Here is a 20533-nt window from a genome sequence, read left to right on the forward strand (position 1 = left end):
TAAAAGGGAGCCCGCTGCAGTAGCGAGCTCCTTTAACTCCTTACAGGAGCTGAATGTGAAAGACTTATTAAACTTTCTAAAAGCACAGCATAAGACCGAAGAATTTGATGCAATCAAAATCGGTCTATCTTCACCAGACATGATCCGTTCGTGGTCTTTTGGTGAAGTTAAGAAACCGGAAACAATTAACTATCGTACGTTCAAACCTGAACGTGATGGTCTGTTCTGTGCGCGTATTTTTGGTCCAGTTAAAGACTACGAATGTCTTTGTGGTAAATACAAGCGCCTGAAGCACCGTGGTGTTATCTGTGAGAAGTGTGGCGTTGAAGTTACACAGACTAAAGTTCGTCGTGACCGTATGGGCCACATCGAGCTAGCTTCTCCAGTTGCTCACATCTGGTTCCTAAAATCACTGCCGTCTCGTATCGGTCTACTAATGGATATCCCTCTACGTGATATCGAACGTGTTCTTTACTTCGAAATGTACGTAGTAACTGAACCAGGTATGACTGATCTAGAAAAATCTCAGATGCTTACTGAAGAAGAGTATCTGGATCGTCTAGAAGAGTGGGGTGACGAATTCACTGCTAAGATGGGTGCTGAAGCGATCAAAGATCTGCTTGCAACAATGGACCTTCATCAAGAAGTGGAAGAAATGCGCGAAGAGTTGGAAACAACTAACTCTGAAACTAAGCGTAAAAAAGTTACTAAGCGTTTGAAGCTAGTTGAAGCGTTCATCCAATCGGGCAACGACCCACAATGGATGATCCTGACTGTACTTCCAGTGCTACCGCCAGATCTACGTCCTCTAGTACCACTAGATGGCGGTCGTTTTGCGACTTCTGATCTGAACGACCTTTACCGTCGTGTTATTAACCGTAACAACCGTTTGAAGCGTCTTCTAGAGCTAGCTGCTCCGGACATCATCGTACGTAACGAAAAGCGTATGCTGCAAGAGTCTGTTGATGCACTTCTAGATAACGGTCGTCGCGGTCGTGCGATTACAGGTTCGAACAAGCGTCCTCTGAAATCTCTTGCTGATATGATCAAGGGTAAACAAGGTCGTTTCCGTCAAAACCTTCTAGGTAAACGTGTAGACTACTCTGGCCGTTCTGTAATCACAGTAGGTCCATACCTTCGTCTACATCAGTGTGGTCTTCCTAAGAAGATGGCACTTGAGCTATTTAAGCCGTTCATCTACAGCAAGCTAGAAACTCGTGGCATGGCTACGACAATCAAAGCTGCTAAGAAGATGGTAGAGCGCGAAGAAGCTATCGTTTGGGATATCCTAGACGAAGTTATCCGTGAACACCCAGTACTGCTTAACCGTGCACCTACACTTCACCGTCTAGGTATCCAAGCGTTTGAACCAGTACTAATCGAAGGTAAAGCGATTCAGCTTCACCCACTAGTGTGTGCGGCATACAACGCCGACTTCGATGGTGACCAAATGGCGGTACACGTGCCTCTAACTCTAGAAGCACAGCTTGAAGCTCGTACACTGATGATGTCGACGAATAACATTCTGTCGCCAGCGTCAGGTGATCCGATCATCGTACCTTCTCAGGACGTTGTATTGGGTCTTTACTACATGACTCGTGAAAAGATCAACGTGAAAGGCGAAGGTATGTACCTTGCTGGCCCTGAAGAGGCTGAGAAGGCATACCGTACTAAGACTGCTGAGCTACACGCTCGCGTTAAAGTTCGTATCACTGAGACCGTAGTAGACGAAGATGGTAACAGCACTACTGAAACGAAGATGGTTGATACAACTGTCGGCCGTGCAATGCTATGGCAAATCGTTCCAGCTGGCCTACCGTACAGCATCGTTAACCAAAAGTTAGGTAAGAAGCAAATTTCTACCCTTCTTAACGAAGCGTACCGTAAGCTTGGTCTTAAGGACACAGTAGTATTCGCTGACCAAATCATGTACGCAGGTTTTGCATACGCGGCACTTTCTGGTGTTTCTGTAGGTATCGACGATATGGTTGTACCTCAAGCGAAATACGATGAAATTGAATCTGCTGAAGAAGAAGTTCGTGAAATCCAAGAGCAATTCCAATCTGGTCTTGTTACTGCGGGTGAGCGTTACAACAAAGTTATCGATATCTGGGCATCTACGAATGACCGCGTTGCGAAAGCAATGATGGATAACCTATCTTCTGAAACAGTTATCAACCGTGACGGTGAAGAAGAACAGCAAGAATCGTTCAACAGCATCTACATGATGGCCGACTCGGGCGCACGTGGTTCTGCAGCTCAGATTCGTCAGCTAGCGGGTATGCGTGGTCTGATGGCGCGTCCAGATGGTTCAATCATCGAAACGCCGATCACTGCGAACTTTAAAGAAGGTCTAAACGTCCTTCAGTACTTTATCTCAACGCACGGTGCTCGTAAGGGTCTTGCGGATACAGCACTGAAAACAGCAAACTCGGGTTACCTAACTCGTCGTCTAGTAGACGTTGCTCAAGACGTTGTAGTACACGAACATGACTGTGGTACGCATGAAGGTATCGACATGATGCCTCACATCGAAGGTGGTGACGTTAAAGTTGCACTTTCTGAGCTTGCTCTAGGTCGTGTAGTAGCTGAAGATGTTCTTAAGCCTGGTACTGAAGATGTACTGATTCCACGTAATACTCTGATTGATGAGAAGTGGTGTCAAATCATGGAAGACAACTCAGTAGATAGCATGAAAGTGCGCTCTGTTGTTACCTGTGATGCAGACTTCGGTTGTTGTGCACAGTGTTACGGTCGTGACCTAGCACGTGGTCACCTAGTGAACCAAGGTGAAGCAGTTGGTGTTATCGCTGCACAATCTATCGGTGAGCCGGGTACACAGCTAACGATGCGTACGTTCCACATCGGTGGTGCGGCATCTACTGCAGCAGCAGAGAACAGCATCCAAGCTAAGACAACTGGTACTGTGAAACTTCACAACGCTAAGTTCGTAATCAACAAAGACAAGAAGCTAGTTATCACTTCTCGTGCATCTGAGATGACGATTATTGATGAGTTCGGTCGTACTAAAGAGAAGCACAAACTTCCTTACGGTTCGGTACTGAGCAAAGCGGACAACGACGCAGTGGAAGCTGGTGAAGTTGTAGCTAACTGGGAAGCGCACACTATGCCAATCATCACTGAAGTGGCAGGTCGCATCCAGTTCGTTGATATGATCGATGGTGTAACTGTTTCTCGTCAAACGGATGATCTAACTGGTCTTTCTTCTTCTGAAGTTACAGATGCAGCAGCTCGTCCAGCAGCAGGTAAAGATATGCGTCCAGCTATCAAACTTGTTGACGAGCAAGGTAACGATGTAATGATCCCTGGTACTGATATGCCAGCTCACTATTTCCTACCTGGTAAAGCGATTGTAAACATTGAAGATGGCGCTGAAGTTGGCATCGGTGACACACTATCTCGTATCCCTCAGAAATCTGGCGGTAACAAAGATATCACCGGTGGTCTACCACGCGTAGCAGACCTATTCGAAGCTCGTAAGCCTAAAGAGCCTGCGATCCTTGCTGAGCACACAGGTACTGTGTCTTTCGGTAAAGAAACGAAAGGTAAGCGTCGTCTAGTAATCACTCGTGAAGGTGGTGACACTTACGAAGAGATGATTCCTAAACATCGTCAATTGAACGTGTTCGAAGGTGAGAAGATTGAGCGTGGTGATGTAATCGCCGATGGTCCTGAAACTCCACACGATATCCTGCGTCTACGTGGTATCCACGCAGTAACTCAGTACATCGCGAACGAAGTTCAAGAAGTTTACCGCTTACAAGGCGTTAAGATTAACGATAAGCACATTGAGACTATCGTTCGTCAAATGCTACGTAAGTGTACAATCACTCATTCTGGTGACTCTCAGTTCCTACCTGGCGAACAAGTTGAGTACCACAATGTTAAGATTGCTAACCGTAAGCTAGAAGCTGAAGGTAAAGAACTAGTACGTTTCGAACGTGATCTACTAGGTATTACTAAAGCATCTCTTGCAACTGAGTCATTCATCTCAGCTGCATCGTTCCAAGAAACGACTCGCGTACTAACAGAAGCTGCGGTTTCTGGTAAGCGTGATGACCTTCGCGGTCTGAAAGAGAACGTAATTGTTGGTCGTCTGATCCCAGCTGGTACTGGTTTCGCATACCACCAAGAGCGTCAAGCTAAGCGTGAAGAAGAGCAAGAAGGTCCTTCAGCTGAACAAGCTACTGACAATCTAGCAGCACTTCTAAATGCTGGTTTCTCTTCAGAAGAGTAAGCTCTACGAGTAGTCTCTAAGAGATAAGAAAAAGGCACCTTCGGGTGCCTTTTTTGTATCTGGCGTTTGGGTTATTGGTATGTGAGTTTAGGCGTGTTTTTACTGACGCTAGCCGGTGAATCACGAGCATTGATGGAAAGAGGATAATCGTGGATGAGTCGAGGGGACGGATTAGCAGTTTGCTGGTGGTACTTAGGCTTTAATAGAGCTGAGTGGTTAGGAGAGTTATAGGCAAAACAAAAAGCTTGCACAGAGGCAAGCTTATTAAGGATTCAGCTAACTAAGCGCCTGGTGGAATCGCTAAACTGTCTGCAATAAGCTGGATAAGATGATCTTCTACTTCAAAACGTACTTCGAGTAGTTCACCTATTTTTGACATATCTTCTTCGAAGTTAGGCAACTCATCGTCTGCATTTACTTTAACGTACTTATCATTGAACTCTAGAAGCGGCTCGGTTGTGAGTACGATCTTCGCGTAAGTTGTATCAATCTCGTCATTGGTTTTAAAGCCTGTTGCTTGCCATTTTTTCATGACCATATCGTAGATCTTAAAATGACCCTCTGAGATATAATCGACAACATGATCGCAGAATGAGCTTATTTCTTTAGGAGAAGGGAGTTCAACAACGTTTGATTGCCCGTTGCTAGCTGGCTGCAAGGCACCTAGCTTACAATATTCGACGATGAGAGCTTGTCGAGTTTCGAGCCAATGATCGATGACCTCATTAGAGCCACCCCATTGTTCTTGTATTTGTTTGAATTTATTTAGCATGACCATGTCCTCATGATCTGATCACAACCTTGTGATCAAGTAATTGCCTAAGCAGGGTCCGTTTTATTGGTAGCTACTAAAAGTAATAGCTTGAAATATTCTCTGCTACAACTCTAGTATGAAATTAGATTGCCAGTAAAATGAACGAACTGCAAGCAATGAGGCATAGGGATGTTAAAAAAAAGTGATAACAAAATGACAGATCAAGCTTATTGGTGCGTCGTTTCTGGTAGTGATATTTGGGTTAATAATGATCAGTTTCCGTTTGGCTCTGCTGAAGAGCTAGAGCTGAGTGTTGAGCATGCGATTTGTATTGGCCAACATCAGGGGCGTAAGGTGTATTGGTTGAACGACTGTGATGTTGAGCGTGAGCTGACGATGGTCAACCTAAGAGAGTTATTGCACTGGCCTGAATCGAGCTTTCTTACTGCAAGTAAAGCCATCCAATATGGCCATATGACCCAAAGTATGCGTTTCTGCCCGCAGTGCGGTGGTCGTAATCACCTGAATCACAATCAGGTGGCGATGCAGTGTGGTGACTGTAGAACTCTTCATTATCCTCGCATCTTCCCGTGCATCATTGTCGCTGTGCGAAACGACAACAAGATATTGCTGGCACAACACCCAAGACATAAAACGGGCATGTATACCGTGATAGCGGGCTTCCTAGAGGTTGGAGAGACCTTAGAGCAGTGTGTGGCGCGTGAAGTCAAAGAAGAAACGGGCATCGATGTGGGTAATATTCGTTACTTTGGCAGTCAGCCATGGGCTTTTCCATCGAGCATGATGATGGCCTTTCTGGCTGATTATGCGGGTGGTACCCTCAAGCCTGATTACAGCGAGCTATCCGATGCACAGTGGTTTGATGTGACGGCTCTACCTGACGTGGCTCCGGTTGGTACCATTGCGAGACAATTGATTGAGAAAACAGTCGATGACGTGATGAAAGGCGAAGTAACTGAGCAGGTACTCGAGCACTAAATGGCCTGCAATTGTATTTGGCCTATGGGTGGTCAAAAGCTAAAAAAAACCCTCCACAAGTGGAGGGGGTAAGTAAGATGTCGTTATGAGATGCTGAGTAGTGACTACTCAGGTGTTATAATTGTAATTTTCGCTAGCGAACAAATTTTTAACATGCTCCCTTAATTGGGTGCAAATTAAGCATTGATTTAAAAGTTAATAACTTGATCTAGGTTGCAAAGCACACAGCTTTTACCCCTCAATCAGTGTTAGAATACTTGCCATTAAAACTAGACAAGATTGAATTGGAATTTAACGGAATGACCGAATTAAAAAACGATCGCTATTTACGCGCACTTTTAAAACAGCCTGTTGATTACACACCGGTATGGATGATGCGCCAAGCTGGCCGCTATCTTCCAGAGTACAAAGCAACGCGTGCAGAAGCAGGCGACTTCATGTCTTTGTGCAAAAACGCGGAACTTGCATCAGAAGTAACCCTTCAACCTTTACGTCGTTTCCCGCTTGATGCGGCAATCTTGTTCTCAGACATCCTAACTATCCCTGATGCTATGGGCTTAGGTTTGTACTTTGAAACAGGTGAAGGTCCTAAGTTCGAGCGTCCTATCACATGTAAAGCTGACGTAGAGAAAATTGGCCTACCTGATCCAGAAGGTGAGCTTCAATACGTAATGAACGCTGTGCGTCAGATCCGTAAAGACCTGAAAGGCGAAGTGCCACTGATTGGTTTCTCTGGTAGCCCATGGACTCTAGCGACATACATGGTTGAAGGTGGAAGCTCTAAAGCGTTCACTAAGATCAAGAAGATGATGTACGCAGAACCACAAACACTGCACCTGCTTCTAGATAAGCTGGCTGACAGTGTGATTGAATACCTAAACGCGCAAATTAAAGCGGGTGCTCAATCAGTAATGGTATTTGATACATGGGGTGGTGTATTGACTCCTCGTGATTACAACCTATTCTCACTGCAGTACATGCACAAAATCGTTGATGGCCTAATCCGTGAAAACGAAGGTCGTCGTGTTCCAGTTACTCTGTTCACTAAGAATGGCGGCATGTGGCTTGAGTCTATCGCAGCAACTGGCTGTGATGCTGTAGGTCTAGACTGGACGATCAATATCGCAGACGCGAAAGCTCGCATTGGCGACAAAGTGGCACTGCAAGGTAACATGGACCCTTCTATGCTTTATGCTCAACCAGAACGTATTCGTGAAGAAGTAGGTAGCATTCTTGAAGGCTTCGGTGACGGTGGTACAGGTCATGTATTTAACCTAGGCCACGGTATTCACTTAGATGTGCCGCCAGAAAACGCTGGTGTGTTCGTTGACGCTGTTCACGAACTGTCTAAGCCTTACCATAAGTAATTCTGTGTAAGATGATTGAGCGCTGCTGGGCAACCCGCAGCGCTTTTTTGTTGCCGTCATATCAGCATTCAATATTCGTTGAATTTCGACAGTGTACAGTTAATTAAGCATTTGGATCATGGTAGGCCAAATGCTCTGAGATGTGCATTCGGATATAAGGAATGACGTCTCTCTCAAACCAAGGGTTCTTCTTGAGCCAGATATTATTGCGTGGTGAAGGGTGGGGAAGTGGTAAAAACTCCGGTGCCCAAGCTTGCCAGTTCTTGACTGTCTCAGTCAGTGTTTTGGTTGTCCTTTCCTTTAAATAATAGTTTTGCGCGTACTGACCAATCAATAGTGTCATTTGGATATTGGGTAGTGATTGCAGTACTTTCTGATGCCACAACTCAGCACATTCTGGTCTTGGAGGGAGGTCGCCACTTTTTCCTTTCCCCGGGTAACAAAACCCCATCGGCACAATCGCGACTTTTTGTTTGTCATAAAAAGTATCGCTGTCTATCCCTAGCCACTCTCTTAATCGCTCACCACTGGCATCATTCCATGGGATGGAGGATTCATGCACCTTGATGCCCGGCGCTTGGCCTATGATCAACAAGCGCGCGTTTGGATGTGCTTGAATGACAGGGTTGGCACCGTGCGAAAGGTGAGGCTCACACGCTGTGCATTGTCGTATCTCTTTAAGTAACGAAGAGGGCATCAGTAGCCTTTATCAAAATCAATGACATGGTTCAGTGTAAAACCATCTCGCCATTGTTTGTAATTCTCTGCGAAGATCTCGACCACTTGTCTTGGCTCACTGAGTGCAGCGATGTGTGGCGTAATCGTCACTTGCGGGAGTTTCCAGAACGGGTGGTCTTGCGAAAGGGGTTCGCTTTCAAATACATCTAAAAATGCGTGTTCTACCCATCGGTTTTTAATCGCTAACAGCAAGGCTTTGTTGTCTAAGCTTTCCCCTCTGCCGACATTAAACAGCAGCACATTAGAACAATAACTGAGAGTGGTTTGATTAAGTAGTTGATGGGTTTCAGATGTCGATGGCAGGGTATTGACCACAATATCTGCTTGCTTGAGGGCGGCTTCTAACTCATTGATGTGGAATGTGTCTTTGAAGGTCTCTTGCTTTGATGGAATGCCTGTGCGGTTGACGCCAATGGTATGAATGCCAAACGCTTCAGCGGTTTTTGCTAAATGACTACCAATAGACCCCGTTCCTAGAATCACCATGGTTTTGTCAGTTAGGCTAGAATAAAGCTGAGGCTGCCAGTTTCGTTGCTGTTGTTGCTGGTGGTAATGAGGAAAGTGTCTAAAGTGGCTGATTGCGTAACCTAAAACGTACTCCGCGATAGCAGGGCCGAAGATACCTTTGACATTGGTCAGCGTGTAATCCTGACGAAGCTCTGGTTGAGTGAGCTTATTGATGCCAGCGTAGGTGCTTTGTACCCAATCAAGCGTTTTAAACTCGTTAAGACGATCGGCTATCAGGGGAGGCGAGGCTAATACAATCTCAGCTAACTCGGGGTTTTGAGTGATTTCTAAGTCGGGTAAATCCTGGTTTAGAATCAGTTGCGTATAGGTATCGTCATGCTCAGTAAGAATATAGAGCTTATTCGTAAAATTGTTCATCGGCTTACCTTTTCCCCCCAGGGTTTATCAAGTACACTTTCGTTGTCTTTTTCTGCAATTATTGAGTGACTATGCTTCAGAATCCACTGCAGGTTCGTCTTGAAAAGTTAGAACCTTGGCAACAAATTACCTTTATGGCGTGTCTATGTGAGCGTATGTACCCTAACTATGCCATGTTTTGTGAGAATACAGAATTTGCGGAAGCTCGAATCTATCGTGATGTTTTGGATAGCATTTGGGAGATCCTAACGGTTAAAACGGCAAAGGTGAACTTTGAACGTCAACTAGAGAAAGTAGAAGAACTATTCCCTAGCGCAGATGATTTTGACTTCTATGGTGTTTACCCTGCAATGGACGCTTGCCAAGGCTTAGCAACGCTGATCCATGGTCTGCTTGACCGTGAGCACATGTTTGAAGCTGTGATTAAAGTGAGTCAACAATCGGTGAAGACGGTTGCTGAGCTTGAGTTTGCTCAAGGTGCAGATGAAGTGATAAACGAAAATCAGAAAGAAAACGAAGCGGTGTGTGAAGAGTGGGATGTTCAGTGGGCCATTTTCCGACCTCTACGCGAAACGACTGAGCGCGACCTAGAGCTTATTAAAGACCTACGCCACGAACTGCGTGAAGACCCAGTCAGTAACATTGGTGTCGCGTTATAATTCGTTATCGCATTAAAGTACGAATAAAAATAAAGGCTCCTTGGGAGCCTTTATTGTATCTGACGATATCAAATTTAGATTAAGCGTCTTTTTTCTCTTCTTTTGGCGCTTGCTCTTCATCCGCCGTTTTTGAATCAGAGGTTTCGTTGTCTGCTGGAGTTTCTTCCTCTAGCTCGTCCTCTTCATCGCGGTTTTCGATAACACCGTGTGTCTCTTTCCACTTCTCCCAGCGTTGAAACGCCAGTTCTTGCATGTCAGTAGTCTTATCCGCTTCGTCGACGATCTCTTCACCGACAAGGTGCTCAAAGATGTCTTCTAGGGTGATGATGCCCTGAATTGTGCCGTACTCATCAACAACCAGAGACAGTTGCAGGCGGTTCGCCATCATTTGGTCAAAGGCTTTCGCTAGGCCCATGTTGTTCAGTAACACGTGAATAGGACGCATCACTTCTCCTAGCGCTTTTTCACCACAACCGGCTTGCTGCAATCTAAACAGTTCCAAGCGGTGGACAAAGCCGATGATGTTATCACTCTGCTCGCTGTAGACCAGTGGGCGAGAGAATGGCGTGTCTTTGTGTTGCTCAAGGAAAGTATTCACACTCATTTCCGCATCAACACGGAACACAACTGGGCGTGGTGTCATTACTTGAGTCACAGGCACGTCTTGAATGCCAAGTAGGTTGCTCAGGATTTTTGATTCACCTTCTGCAAACTCACCGCTCTCTTTTGCCAAAATTGCCATTGCAGACAACTCATCCCGCATTTTTGGCGCTTGGTGACCGCGAGCCAGACGCTTTGTAATTTGCTCTGAGAACCAAACAAACGGAGTTAGGAAGAACACCATCCAACGAAGTACAGTTGATGATGCTGGAGCAAGTTGACGCCAGTAGGTTGCACCAATCGTTTTTGGAACAATCTCAGACAAGACCAAAATACCCAGAGTTAGCACGGCTGAGAATACACCCAACCATTGGCTACCAAATACAACCGCTGCTTGTGCACCCGCTGTCGCTGCACCGATAGTGTGCGCGATGGTGTTGAGCGTTAAAATTGATGCCAGTGGACGGTCAATATCTGTTTTCAGTTTGTCTAATGACTCTGCTGCAGGGTGCCCATTTTGTTTTAGTTGAGCAATGTAGCTCGGACTAATACTCAAAAGTACAGCTTCCAAAACAGAACAAATGAAAGAGACTCCAATAGCAATGGAGATGTAAATAGTTAGCAGCAGCATGTTTGCCCTTAAATTAAATTGTACGCTTTATCAGCGATTCAGCGTGGATTATAGAGAAAAAGTAGTGGCTAGGTCATCATTAATTTTGCGCTGAGCCCCTTTTAAACAAGGGCTTGCTCAATAAAATCAGTAACAAATTGTGAGTTATTACTCATATTATGGCTAAAACTACGGCATTAGAGCTAAAGATCGACGACAAACCTTTGCCAGATGGGGCATTTATGTTTTAGAGTGAATTGAATTCAAAAATACAAAGAAGGGAAACCTAAAATGAACAAGACTCAATTAATCGACTTTATTGCTGAAAAAGCGGACCTTTCTAAAGCACAAGCTAAAGCAGCTCTAGAAGCGACTCTTGGCGGTGTTACAGATGCTCTTAAAGATGGCGATCAAGTTCAGCTAATTGGTTTTGGTACTTTTAAAGTAAACCACCGTGCAGCTCGCACTGGTCGTAACCCAAAAACTGGTGACGAGATCCAAATCGCTGCTGCAAATGTTCCAGCATTTGTTGCAGGTAAAGCGCTGAAAGATTCAGTGAAATAATCTAAACTGTACCGAGGTAGTCGTATTCCACCTCGGTACAGGTTTTTATGAAAAAAGCATTTCTTCTCGTTTCACTATTATCTACATTTCTCATTGGCTGTTCTTCAACAAGCCCTCGCAAAAACCTAGAGCAATTTGAAACTCATACCGGCGGCCAAGTCATGGGCGACGCGACAAGTTTCTATTGGGTCACCAACAAGCTAACACAACCTCATACTTCAGCTGACTACGTCACTGTGGGCGATTACGGCTGGTACCAAACTGACTATGCCTGGTCGGAAGGTGTACTGCGTGAATTCATTCGTGAAGGCGAACAGCGTAATTCATCGAATGAGCTAGTCCCTTATCTCGTCCATGTGCGTTTCAATAAGCCAGGCGAAGCTGTTTATCAACAGTATCGTCTTAACAACAAGATCTTACCTATCCAAGTTAAACAGCTTGAGAACTACCAGAAAGAAGCCAAGTCGGTTCTAGAGACCACAATGAAGCAGTATGACGAAGGTTTTCGACTGATTCAGGGGTACTGGAATGGTAGCTCTTTCGAAACATGTTCTGGCGGAGAATTTGATAGCTTTGAGTTTAATCAAACCTTACCAAGCTTCGTGATTGACCGATTGGCGTCTGTGGAAAACTATGCCGCGTTTCTAGGCAGCAATTCACTCGGTAAAATGTCGGTTGAAGAGTTACTGATGTTAGCTGATGACAGCCATGACTGTGTGACAAGGCCATCATTACTGAAAGAGTAGTGAGCAATCAAAGAATTAAGAGTATTTGGCCTATGGTAGGCCAAGTGCTGATTTATCTGTACAGCCGCAGATTAAGTAATAAAAAGGCGCCTTAGAGGCGCCTTTTTTCATTTTGTTGCGAACAGTCTTTTGCGGTCATTCACTTACCGTATTCGGATTAAGCGAGTGACAGTATTGATTACTGCTCTTGCTCGCGCGCAATCGCGCGGTAACCAATGTCATTGCGGTGGAACATACCATTCCAGCTAACTTGCTTCGTTAACGCGTAAGCGCGCTCCTGAGCCTCAGAAACCGTGTTACCTAGCGCTGTTGCACAAAGTACACGGCCGCCGTTTGTCACAACGTCGCCAGCTTCGTTATTTGTAGTACCTGCGTGGAAAACCTTTTGGCCTTCAACTTCGCTTGTTGGTAGTGCAATAACATCGCCTTTTGCGTAGTCAGCAGGGTAGCCGCCAGCTGCAAGAACAACACCGATCGAAGCGCGTGGATCCCACTTAGATTCTGCTTCGTCCAGCTTCTCGTCGATAGCCATTAGGCAAAGCTCAACAAGGTCTGACTCCATACGCATCATGATAGGTTGCGTCTCAGGGTCGCCGAAGCGGCAGTTGTATTCGATAACCTTAGGTGTGCCGTCAGCATCGATCATTAAACCAGCATAAAGGAAACCAGTGTAAGGTGCGCCTTCTGCATCCATACCACGTACCGTTGGGTAGATAACTTCCTCAAGGATACGGTTGTGGATTTCAGGAGTCACAACTGGAGCTGGAGAGTAAGCACCCATACCGCCAGTATTCGGACCAGTGTCTTTGTCGCCAACACGTTTGTGGTCTTGGCTGGTGGCCATAGGAAGAACGCTAGAACCGTCAACCATTACGATGAAGCTTGCTTCTTCGCCTTCAAGGAACTCTTCAATCACCACGCGACTGCCTGCTTCGCCAAATGCGTTGCCAGCAAGCATGTCTTTGATTGCGTCTTCAGCTTCTTCAAGTGTCATCGCAACGATAACGCCTTTACCTGCCGCAAGACCATCAGCTTTCACTACGATTGGTGCGCCTTGCTCACGTACGTAAGCGATAGCAGGATCGATCTCAGTGAAGTTTGCGTAGTAACCTGTTGGGATGTCATGACGAGCTAGGAAGTCTTTCGTGAATGCTTTAGAGCCTTCAAGCTGCGCTGCTGCTTGAGTTGGGCCAAAGATAGGCAGACCAACTTCGCGGAATGCGTCAACCACACCAATAACTAATGGCGCTTCAGGGCCAACGATTGTCAGTTCGATTTTTTTCTCTTGAGCAAACGCGACTAAACCTGCGATGTCTTCAACACCGATGTTTACGTTTTCAAGTTTCGGCTCAAGCGCAGTACCTGCGTTACCTGGAGCAATGAATACTGTTTCAACGTTTGGGTTTTGTGCTGCTTTCCAACCTAAAGCATGTTCTCTGCCGCCAGCACCGATGATTAATACGTTCATGTTTCAATCCTTAAGTCTTTAATTCTTAAAAGCCTCTCAAAGTTGAGAGGCTTGATAACTAATAATCGTTAGATAAACAGGAAATTAGTGGCGGAAGTGACGCATACCCGTAAAGATCATCGCCATGCCGTGTTCGTCTGCTGCTGCGATAACTTCGTCATCACGCATAGAGCCACCCGGTTGGATAACACACTTGATGCCAGCTTCTGCTGCCGCGTCGATACCGTCACGGAATGGGAAGAATGCATCTGATGCCATTACACAACCTTCAACCTGTAGACCTTCGTCTGCAGCTTTGATGCCTGCGATTTTCGCAGAGTAAACGCGGCTCATTTGGCCTGCGCCCACACCAATAGTCATGTCGCCTTTTGAGTAAACGATCGCGTTAGATTTAACGTACTTCGCTACTTTCCAGCAGAATAGCGCGTCTTTTAGCTCTTCAGCTGTAGGTTGGCGCTTAGAAACCACTTTAAGGTCATCTTCAGATACCATGCCTTGGTCGCGGTCTTGAACTAGCAAGCCACCGTTAACGCGTTTAACGTCAAAACCGGTTGTCTTAGTTGTCCACTCACCACACTCAAGTAGTCGAAGGTTTTTCTTAGCCGCTACGATTTCTATTGCTTCAGCAGAAACAGAAGGTGCAATGATAACTTCAACGAATTGACGCTCAGTGATAGCCGTTGCTGTCGCTGCGTCTAGCTCGCGGTTGAATGCGATGATGCCGCCAAATGCAGACGTTGGGTCTGTTTTGAATGCACGATCGTAAGCTTCTAGGATGTTTTCACCTAGTGCTACACCACATGGGTTAGCGTGCTTAACGATTACACATGCTGGCTGGTCGAACTCTTTCACACACTCAAGTGCTGCATCAGTGTCAGCGATGTTGTTGTAAGAAAGCGCTTTACCTTGAATTTGGCGAGCAGTAGACACTGACGCTTCTTCTGGGTTTGCTTCAACGTAGAATGCTGCTGCTTGGTGGCTGTTCTCACCGTAGCGCATGTCTTGTTTTTTCTCGAACTGTTGGTTGAACGTGCGAGGGAACTTAGACTCTTCGTCACCTTCTTTGTTCTCGCCGTAGCTAGGAACCATAGTGCCGAAGTAGTTTGCGATCATGCCGTCGTAAGAAGCCGTGTGCTCGAATGCTGCGATAGCTAGGTCGAAGCGAGTCTCTAGCGTTAGCGATTTCTCGTTCGCGTCCATTTCAGCAACAACGCGCTCGTAGTCGTGAGCGTTCACAACGATAGTCACGTCTTTGTGGTTTTTCGCTGCAGAGCGAACCATTGTAGGACCGCCGATGTCGATGTTCTCAACAGCATCAGCAAGGGTACAACCTTCTTTAGCAACGGTTTCTGCGAATGGGTATAGGTTTACAACAACCATATCGATAGGGTTGATACCGTGAGTTTCCATCACGTCATCGTCTTGACCACGACGGCCTAGAACACCACCATGAACTTTTGGGTGCAGAGTCTTAACACGGCCATCCATCATTTCTGGGAAACCAGTGTAGTCAGATACTTCTGTAACAGAGATGCCTTTTTCAGCAAGCAGGCGAGCAGTGCCACCGGTAGATAGGATATCTACACCACGGTTAGCAAGAGCTTGTGCAAATTCAACGATACCAGTTTTGTCTGATACGCTGATTAGAGCGCGGCGAATTGGACGAGCGTTATTCATGCTTCCATCTTCCTCAAATTCATGGGGTTAAAATAAAGATATTTGCCAAAAAAGAACTTGTTTCTATCTTCTTAGCGTGGATTATCTTAGATACCAGTTAAGAGATAAAATATTGGCCAGTTTTGGTAAAGACCTTTTGGGTTTGTCTTATGATCTCGCTATAAGATAACCAACTCCAAATTTGATGGCGCAGATTCTAACTAATTTATTACAAAAAAGCTCGCGCAATCGTTTGGCATCTCAAAATTAATTATTAAAAGTGCCATTTCAGCCTGAAAAGTAACGATAAGGTTAATTGTGGAATGGACGAAAGAGTAGGAAAAAACATGTTCCAGATCGGTGAATTAGCGAAACGATGCGGTGTGACGGCCGATACCTTGCGATTTTATGAGAAGAATAATCTGATTGCGCCAGCCAGTCGCAGTGAGTCGGGTTATCGTCTCTATGATGAAAATAACCAGAAACAGGTGACCTTTATTCTCAAATCCAAAGAGTTGGGGCTGAGTTTGGATGAGATTAAAGAATTGCTTGAGATTCGTTTGGAAGCGACACAGCACAGTTGCGCCGAAGTGAAGTCGATTACCACAACCAAGCTGGAGATGATTGATGAGAAGATTACTGAGCTCACCAAGATTCGCACTGCACTCAAGAAGATTAATGATGCGTGTTGTGGCCACATAGATGACGATGCGAGCCATTGTTCTATTCTGGCAGCCTTAGACTCAGCAAACCTTGATAAGGGGCGTTGCTGTAGCTAACAGCGCCTTTTATAACCAGTTCTGATACTAGATTTTTTCTGGTACTCAATCGACAATCTAAAAAAAAGCCAAACTCAATCAATGAGCTTGGCTTTCAATTCAATTAATTACGAAAGAACGATTAGTTCATGCCGTATTTTTTAAGTTTCTTGCGAAGAGTACCGCGGTTGATACCCATCATAGTTGCTGCGCGAGTTTGGTTACCGCGAGTGTACTGCATGATGGTGTCTAGTAGTGGCTGTTCAACTTCAGCTAATACTAGTTCGTATAACTCGCTGACTTCTTGACCGTTTAATTGAGCAAGGTAGTTTTTCAATGATGCTTTCACTGAATCACGTAGTGGTTTCTGCGTGATTTGGTCTTGTGATGTTACTGTAGTCACTGTCAATGCTTCTGAAGTCAGATTTTGTTCGAACATATTCGGTCTAGCTCTTCTCGTAATTATGGTGCAACGTTATCAAAATAACCTTCTAGCGCCTCAAGCTGCAGATCACCTGCTTCGAGTGCGTTGAAGGTACGGCGAAACTCACTCGCTTGTTCATGCTCTTTTAGATACCAACCCACATGCTTACGAGCGATGCGAGGGCCTAAAAACTCTCCATAGAATTCATGCAGAGCGTTAACATGACCAAGCATGATGTCCTTCACTTCCAAGATTGGGAGTGGGTCCATCGTGGTGCCGTTTTCCAAATAGTGTAGGATTTCGTTAAAAATCCACGGACGACCTTGGGCAGGACGACCAATCATCAAAGCGTCAGCGCCGGTGTACTCCAGCACAAACTTAGCTTTTTCCGGGCTATCGATATCACCGTTAGCAATAACCGGAATAGATACAGCTTGTTTCGCCGCTTTAATGTGTTTGTATTCTGCCTCACCTTTGTACATACAAGCGCGAGTTCTCCCGTGAAGGGCAAGTGCCTGTATGCCGCAGTCTTCGGCTATTTTAGCGATTTGGACACAGTTTCTGTTATCTGTATCCCAGCCTGTACGAGTCTTTAACGTTACTGGAACGTCGACTGCGTTTACAACAGCCTTCAAGATCTCTTCAATGAGTTCTGGATGCTGAAGTAGGGCAGAGCCCGCAAGCTTCTTATTCACTTTTTTGGCTGGACACCCCATATTGATATCGATGATTTGCGCACCGTTATCGACATTGAATTGAGCAGCCTCGGCCATAAGCTGTGGATCTGCACCAGCGATTTGTACTGAACGAATGCCCGATTCGCCTTCATGTACCATACGCTGCTGAGACTTCGACGTTTTCCAAACCTTAGGATTGGAGGACATCATTTCACTGACTGCCATCCCCGCACCATAGCGAAGACACAACTCACGGAATGGTCTATCCGTTACGCCAGCCATTGGAGCGACGATTAGATTGTTCTTAAGTTGATAATTTCCGATTTTCAAAACGTCATCACAGTTCTGTACCAGCAAGGGCGCGCATTTTACGCATTTTTTCGCTGCGTGAAAAGACTAATATTTGAGCATTTACAAATTGTTTTTGTAATTTGCATAAAATTCAATCAATTAGCGCCCAAAGTCTTGTCTAGCCTTGCTTGCGACCAGAGATACGACACCACTCTTGTTGCTCGATGATCGGATCAATGTGAAGCTCATCACGATAATAAGTCGCAACATCTTCCGCTTGTGTATCTAAAACACCCGACATCGCCAGCACACCATTTGGCTTAACTAGGCCTTTAATGATGCCTGAAAGGTCGCGTAATGGACCTGCAAGAATGTTGGCCACAACAACGTCAGCCAGTAAACCTTCAGGCTGATCTTGTGGCAAGAACACCTCTAGTTGCTCAGCAACGCCATTGCGTTGTGCGTTGTCTTTTGATGCAAGCAGAGCTTGAGGATCAATGTCGATCCCGATAACTTTTGCTGCGCCAAGTTTGATCGCTGCGATCGCTAGGATGCCTGAACCACAACCGAAGTCGATCACGGTTTTGCCTGTTAGGTCTAGGCCTTCAAGCCACTCAAGACACAATGCCGTTGTTGGGTGAGTACCTGTACCGAATGCAAGACCTGGATCCAGCATTACGTTTACAGCGTCAGGCTCAGGGATATCGCGCCAGCTAGGGCAGATCCATAAACGCTCACCAAACTTCATTGGGTGGAAGTTGTCCATCCATTCACGTTCCCAATCCTTGTCTTCAATTTGCTCTACTTTATGAGCAAAGTCTGCAGGGAACATGTTGCTTGCTTTAATCTGCGCTAGAACGACACCAGTATCAGTCTCAGCGTCGTAAAGCGCGAGAATGTCAGTATCACCCCAAAGGCGAGTTTCACCCGGCAGAGGCTCAAATACAGGGGTATCTTGTGCATCCAGGAAAGTTACAGAAAGAGCACCAGTCTCTTCCATTAACATGTCGCCGATTTGTTCGGCATTTTCATTGGTAGCATTAAGCTTGATTTGAATCCAAGGCATGGCTGCATCTTCTATATGAGAAAAATTGGATGGCGAGTCTAGCAGAAAATATGAGCAAATTCACCAAAACCCCACGGAATAAAATGGGGATTAAAGATTGAGTTTTTCGGTGCTCTAAAAACAAAAATGCTCACCGAAGTGAGCATTTTAAATGTTCTTAAAAGAACCGATTACTTAGGGCTAGTTTTATTGCAGACCAAGCTTCTTCTCAAGGTAGTGGATGTTCGCACCACCGTGTTGGAAGTTTTCGTCGTTCATAATAGACAGTTGAAGTTCAGTATTAACGTTAATACCTTCAACAATCATTTCACCCAGTGCATTCTTCATACGAGCGATAGCAACATCACGGTTCTCACCGTAAGTGATCAGCTTACCAATCATTGAATCGTAGTGTGGTGGCACTGTGTAACCTGTGTAGATATGAGATTCCCAACGTACGCCCATGCCGCCAGGTGCGTGGAAACGTTCAATCTTACCTGGAGAAGGTAGGAAACGAACTGGATCTTCCGCATTGATACGACATTCGATTGAGTGGCCACGCAGTTTAATATCATCTTGTGTGAATGATAGAGGCTGGCCAGCAGCAATACGCAGTTGCTCTTTCACTAGGTCGATACCCGTTACCATTTCAGTAATCGTGTGCTCAACCTGGATACGAGTGTTCATTTCGATGAAGTAGAACTCACCGTTCTCGTATAGGAATTCAAATGTACCTGCACCGCGGTAACCAATCTCAAGACAAGCACGAGTACAGCGTTCGCCGATGTACTTACGCATCTCTTCAGTGATACCTGGAGCGGGTGCTTCTTCCACAACTTTCTGGTGACGACGCTGCATTGAACAGTCACGCTCACCTAGGTGGATAGCATTACCTTGGCCATCTGCAAGCACTTGTACTTCAATGTGACGTGGGTTTTCTAGGAATTTCTCCATGTAAACCATGTCGTTGTTGAAACATGCTTTTGCTTCAGCACGAGTCATCGCGATAGCTTCTGTTAGTTCTGCTTCAGAACGAACAACACGCATACCACGCCCGCCGCCGCCGCCAGATGCTTTGATGATTACTGGGAAACCAATGCGCTTAGCGTGCGCTTTGTTTTTCGCGTCGTCGTCATCAAGAGGACCATCAGAACCTGGTACACAAGGTACGCCAGCTTTCTTCATTGACGTGATAGCTGACACTTTGTCACCCATCATGCGAATGGTTTCAGCTTTAGGGCCAACAAAGATAAAGCCACTACGCTCTACCTGTTCTGCAAAGTCTGCATTTTCAGATAGGAAGCCGTAGCCAGGGTGAACGGCTACTGCGCCTGTAACTTCAGCAGCGCTGATGATACGAGGGATGTTCAGGTAGCTATCGATACCACGAGCTGGACCGATACAAATGGTTTCGTCTGCAAGCAGTACGTGCTTAAGATCACGGTCAGCTGTTGAGTGAACAGCTACCGTTTTAATGCCAAGCTCTTTACATGCACGCAGAATACGTAGTGCAATCTCACCACGGTTCGCGATTACTAATTTATCTAACATAATGAGTGCTCTCTATTATTCGATAATGACTAGAGCTTGGTCGAATTCTACTGGTTGACCGTCTTCAACTAGGATAGCGGTAACAACACCAGACTTATCAGCTTCGATTTGGTTCATCATTTTCATTGCTTCAACGATACATAGAGTTTCGCCAGCTGTTACTGATTGACCAACTTTAACGAATGGTTTTGCGTCTGGGCTTGGAGCGCCGTAGAAAGTACCAACCATTGGAGAAAGAACTTGGTGGCCCGTTGGAACTGCTGGAGCCGCTGCTTCTGCTGCTACAGGTGCCGCTGCCGCAGGAGCTGCTGCCGCTGCTACAGGAGCTGGAGCTGCTGCATATTGAACAGGTGCTACAGGTGCAGTGCTGTTACGACTGATTCGTACTGACTCTTCACCTTCAGAGATTTCTAGCTCAGAAATACCAGACTCTTCAACCAATTCGATTAGCTTTTTGATTTTGCGAATATCCATTGTTTCTTT

General features: G+C 45.7%; 18 protein-coding genes. 7 read left to right on the top strand and 11 right to left on the bottom strand.

All coding sequences use genetic code 11. The features are described 5' to 3' along the window. Positions 1-55: 55 nt before the first annotated feature. Positions 56-4258: a DNA-directed RNA polymerase subunit beta' gene (gene rpoC / locus L1D22_RS16580; protein ID WP_239830584.1), complete on the top strand. Its 4203-nt coding sequence runs from the start codon at positions 56-58 to the stop codon at positions 4256-4258. Positions 4259-4538: 280 nt separating this feature from the next. Here the strand turns inward: rpoC and rsd are convergent, their stop codons facing one another. After that, positions 4539-5036, bottom strand: coding sequence for a sigma D regulator (rsd, locus tag L1D22_RS16585; RefSeq protein WP_239830585.1), 498 nt, complete (start codon positions 5034-5036; stop codon positions 4539-4541). Positions 5037-5201: 165 nt separating this feature from the next. Here rsd and nudC point away from each other — a divergent pair, with 165 nt between their 5' ends. Next, positions 5202-6011: an NAD(+) diphosphatase gene (gene nudC, locus L1D22_RS16590; RefSeq protein ID WP_239830586.1), complete on the top strand. Its 810-nt coding sequence runs from the start codon at positions 5202-5204 to the stop codon at positions 6009-6011. A gap of 299 nt (positions 6012-6310) precedes the next feature. Further along, on the top strand, positions 6311-7378 hold the full coding sequence (hemE, locus tag L1D22_RS16595; RefSeq protein ID WP_017060530.1) for a uroporphyrinogen decarboxylase: 1068 nt from the start codon (positions 6311-6313) through the stop codon (positions 7376-7378). Between the two features lie 103 nt (positions 7379-7481). Here hemE and L1D22_RS16600 read toward each other — a convergent pair whose 3' ends face one another. Together L1D22_RS16600 and L1D22_RS16605 are read right to left on the bottom strand one after the other, a co-directional pair. Next, positions 7482-8075 (bottom strand): uracil-DNA glycosylase family protein, encoded by a 594-nt coding sequence (locus L1D22_RS16600; RefSeq protein WP_239830587.1) that lies wholly within the window; start codon positions 8073-8075, stop codon positions 7482-7484. After that, positions 8075-9001: a D-2-hydroxyacid dehydrogenase gene (locus tag L1D22_RS16605; RefSeq protein WP_239830588.1), complete on the bottom strand. Its 927-nt coding sequence runs from the start codon at positions 8999-9001 to the stop codon at positions 8075-8077. The genes L1D22_RS16600 and L1D22_RS16605 overlap by 1 nt, the downstream gene beginning before the upstream one ends. Before the next feature lie 71 nt (positions 9002-9072). Between L1D22_RS16605 and L1D22_RS16610 the strand changes: the two genes are divergently transcribed. After that, positions 9073-9660 carry a DUF416 family protein gene (locus L1D22_RS16610; protein ID WP_239830589.1) on the top strand — a complete coding sequence of 196 codons (588 nt, stop codon included), beginning with the start codon at positions 9073-9075 and terminating at the stop codon, positions 9658-9660. A gap of 79 nt (positions 9661-9739) precedes the next feature. Here the strand turns inward: L1D22_RS16610 and L1D22_RS16615 are convergent, their stop codons facing one another. Next, positions 9740-10891, bottom strand: coding sequence for a hemolysin family protein (locus tag L1D22_RS16615; protein WP_239830590.1), 1152 nt, complete (start codon positions 10889-10891; stop codon positions 9740-9742). A gap of 270 nt (positions 10892-11161) precedes the next feature. Between L1D22_RS16615 and hupA the strand changes: the two genes are divergently transcribed. Next, positions 11162-11434, top strand: coding sequence for a nucleoid-associated protein HU-alpha (gene hupA / locus L1D22_RS16620; RefSeq protein ID WP_004729753.1), 273 nt, complete (start codon positions 11162-11164; stop codon positions 11432-11434). 47 nt (positions 11435-11481) lie between these two features. Then, positions 11482-12180 carry a DUF1481 domain-containing protein gene (locus tag L1D22_RS16625; RefSeq protein ID WP_239830591.1) on the top strand — a complete coding sequence of 233 codons (699 nt, stop codon included), beginning with the start codon at positions 11482-11484 and terminating at the stop codon, positions 12178-12180. Positions 12181-12358: 178 nt separating this feature from the next. Here L1D22_RS16625 and purD read toward each other — a convergent pair whose 3' ends face one another. Together purD and purH are read right to left on the bottom strand one after the other, a co-directional pair. Beyond that, positions 12359-13648 (bottom strand): phosphoribosylamine--glycine ligase, encoded by a 1290-nt coding sequence (gene purD, locus L1D22_RS16630; protein WP_239830592.1) that lies wholly within the window; start codon positions 13646-13648, stop codon positions 12359-12361. An 84-nt stretch (positions 13649-13732) separates the two neighbouring features. After that, complete coding sequence (gene purH / locus L1D22_RS16635) at positions 13733-15325, bottom strand: bifunctional phosphoribosylaminoimidazolecarboxamide formyltransferase/IMP cyclohydrolase (protein ID WP_239830593.1); 1593 nt, start codon at positions 15323-15325, stop codon at positions 13733-13735. 326 nt (positions 15326-15651) lie between these two features. On the opposite strand from purH, the gene zntR reads away from it, so the two are divergent. Next, complete coding sequence (zntR, locus tag L1D22_RS16640) at positions 15652-16083, top strand: Zn(2+)-responsive transcriptional regulator (protein ID WP_239830594.1); 432 nt, start codon at positions 15652-15654, stop codon at positions 16081-16083. A 121-nt stretch (positions 16084-16204) separates the two neighbouring features. Here zntR and fis read toward each other — a convergent pair whose 3' ends face one another. The 5 genes from fis to accB form a co-directional block, all read right to left on the bottom strand. Then, complete coding sequence (fis, locus tag L1D22_RS16645; RefSeq protein WP_004729744.1) at positions 16205-16501, bottom strand: DNA-binding transcriptional regulator Fis; 297 nt, start codon at positions 16499-16501, stop codon at positions 16205-16207. 23 nt (positions 16502-16524) lie between these two features. Next, positions 16525-17493, bottom strand: coding sequence for a tRNA dihydrouridine synthase DusB (dusB, locus tag L1D22_RS16650; RefSeq protein ID WP_164913329.1), 969 nt, complete (start codon positions 17491-17493; stop codon positions 16525-16527). A 139-nt stretch (positions 17494-17632) separates the two neighbouring features. After that, on the bottom strand, positions 17633-18520 hold the full coding sequence (gene prmA, locus L1D22_RS16655; protein ID WP_009844690.1) for a 50S ribosomal protein L11 methyltransferase: 888 nt from the start codon (positions 18518-18520) through the stop codon (positions 17633-17635). Between the two features lie 186 nt (positions 18521-18706). Beyond that, the gene (gene accC, locus L1D22_RS16660) at positions 18707-20050 is read right to left on the bottom strand and encodes an acetyl-CoA carboxylase biotin carboxylase subunit (protein ID WP_017633389.1); all 1344 of its coding nucleotides are present in this window, start codon (positions 20048-20050) and stop codon (positions 18707-18709) included. Positions 20051-20065: 15 nt separating this feature from the next. Beyond that, positions 20066-20524: an acetyl-CoA carboxylase biotin carboxyl carrier protein gene (gene accB / locus L1D22_RS16665; protein WP_239830595.1), complete on the bottom strand. Its 459-nt coding sequence runs from the start codon at positions 20522-20524 to the stop codon at positions 20066-20068. Positions 20525-20533 lie beyond the last annotated feature (9 nt).

Source organism: Vibrio sp. Isolate34 (assembly GCF_022397915.1).
Classification (GTDB): domain Bacteria; phylum Pseudomonadota; class Gammaproteobacteria; order Enterobacterales; family Vibrionaceae; genus Vibrio.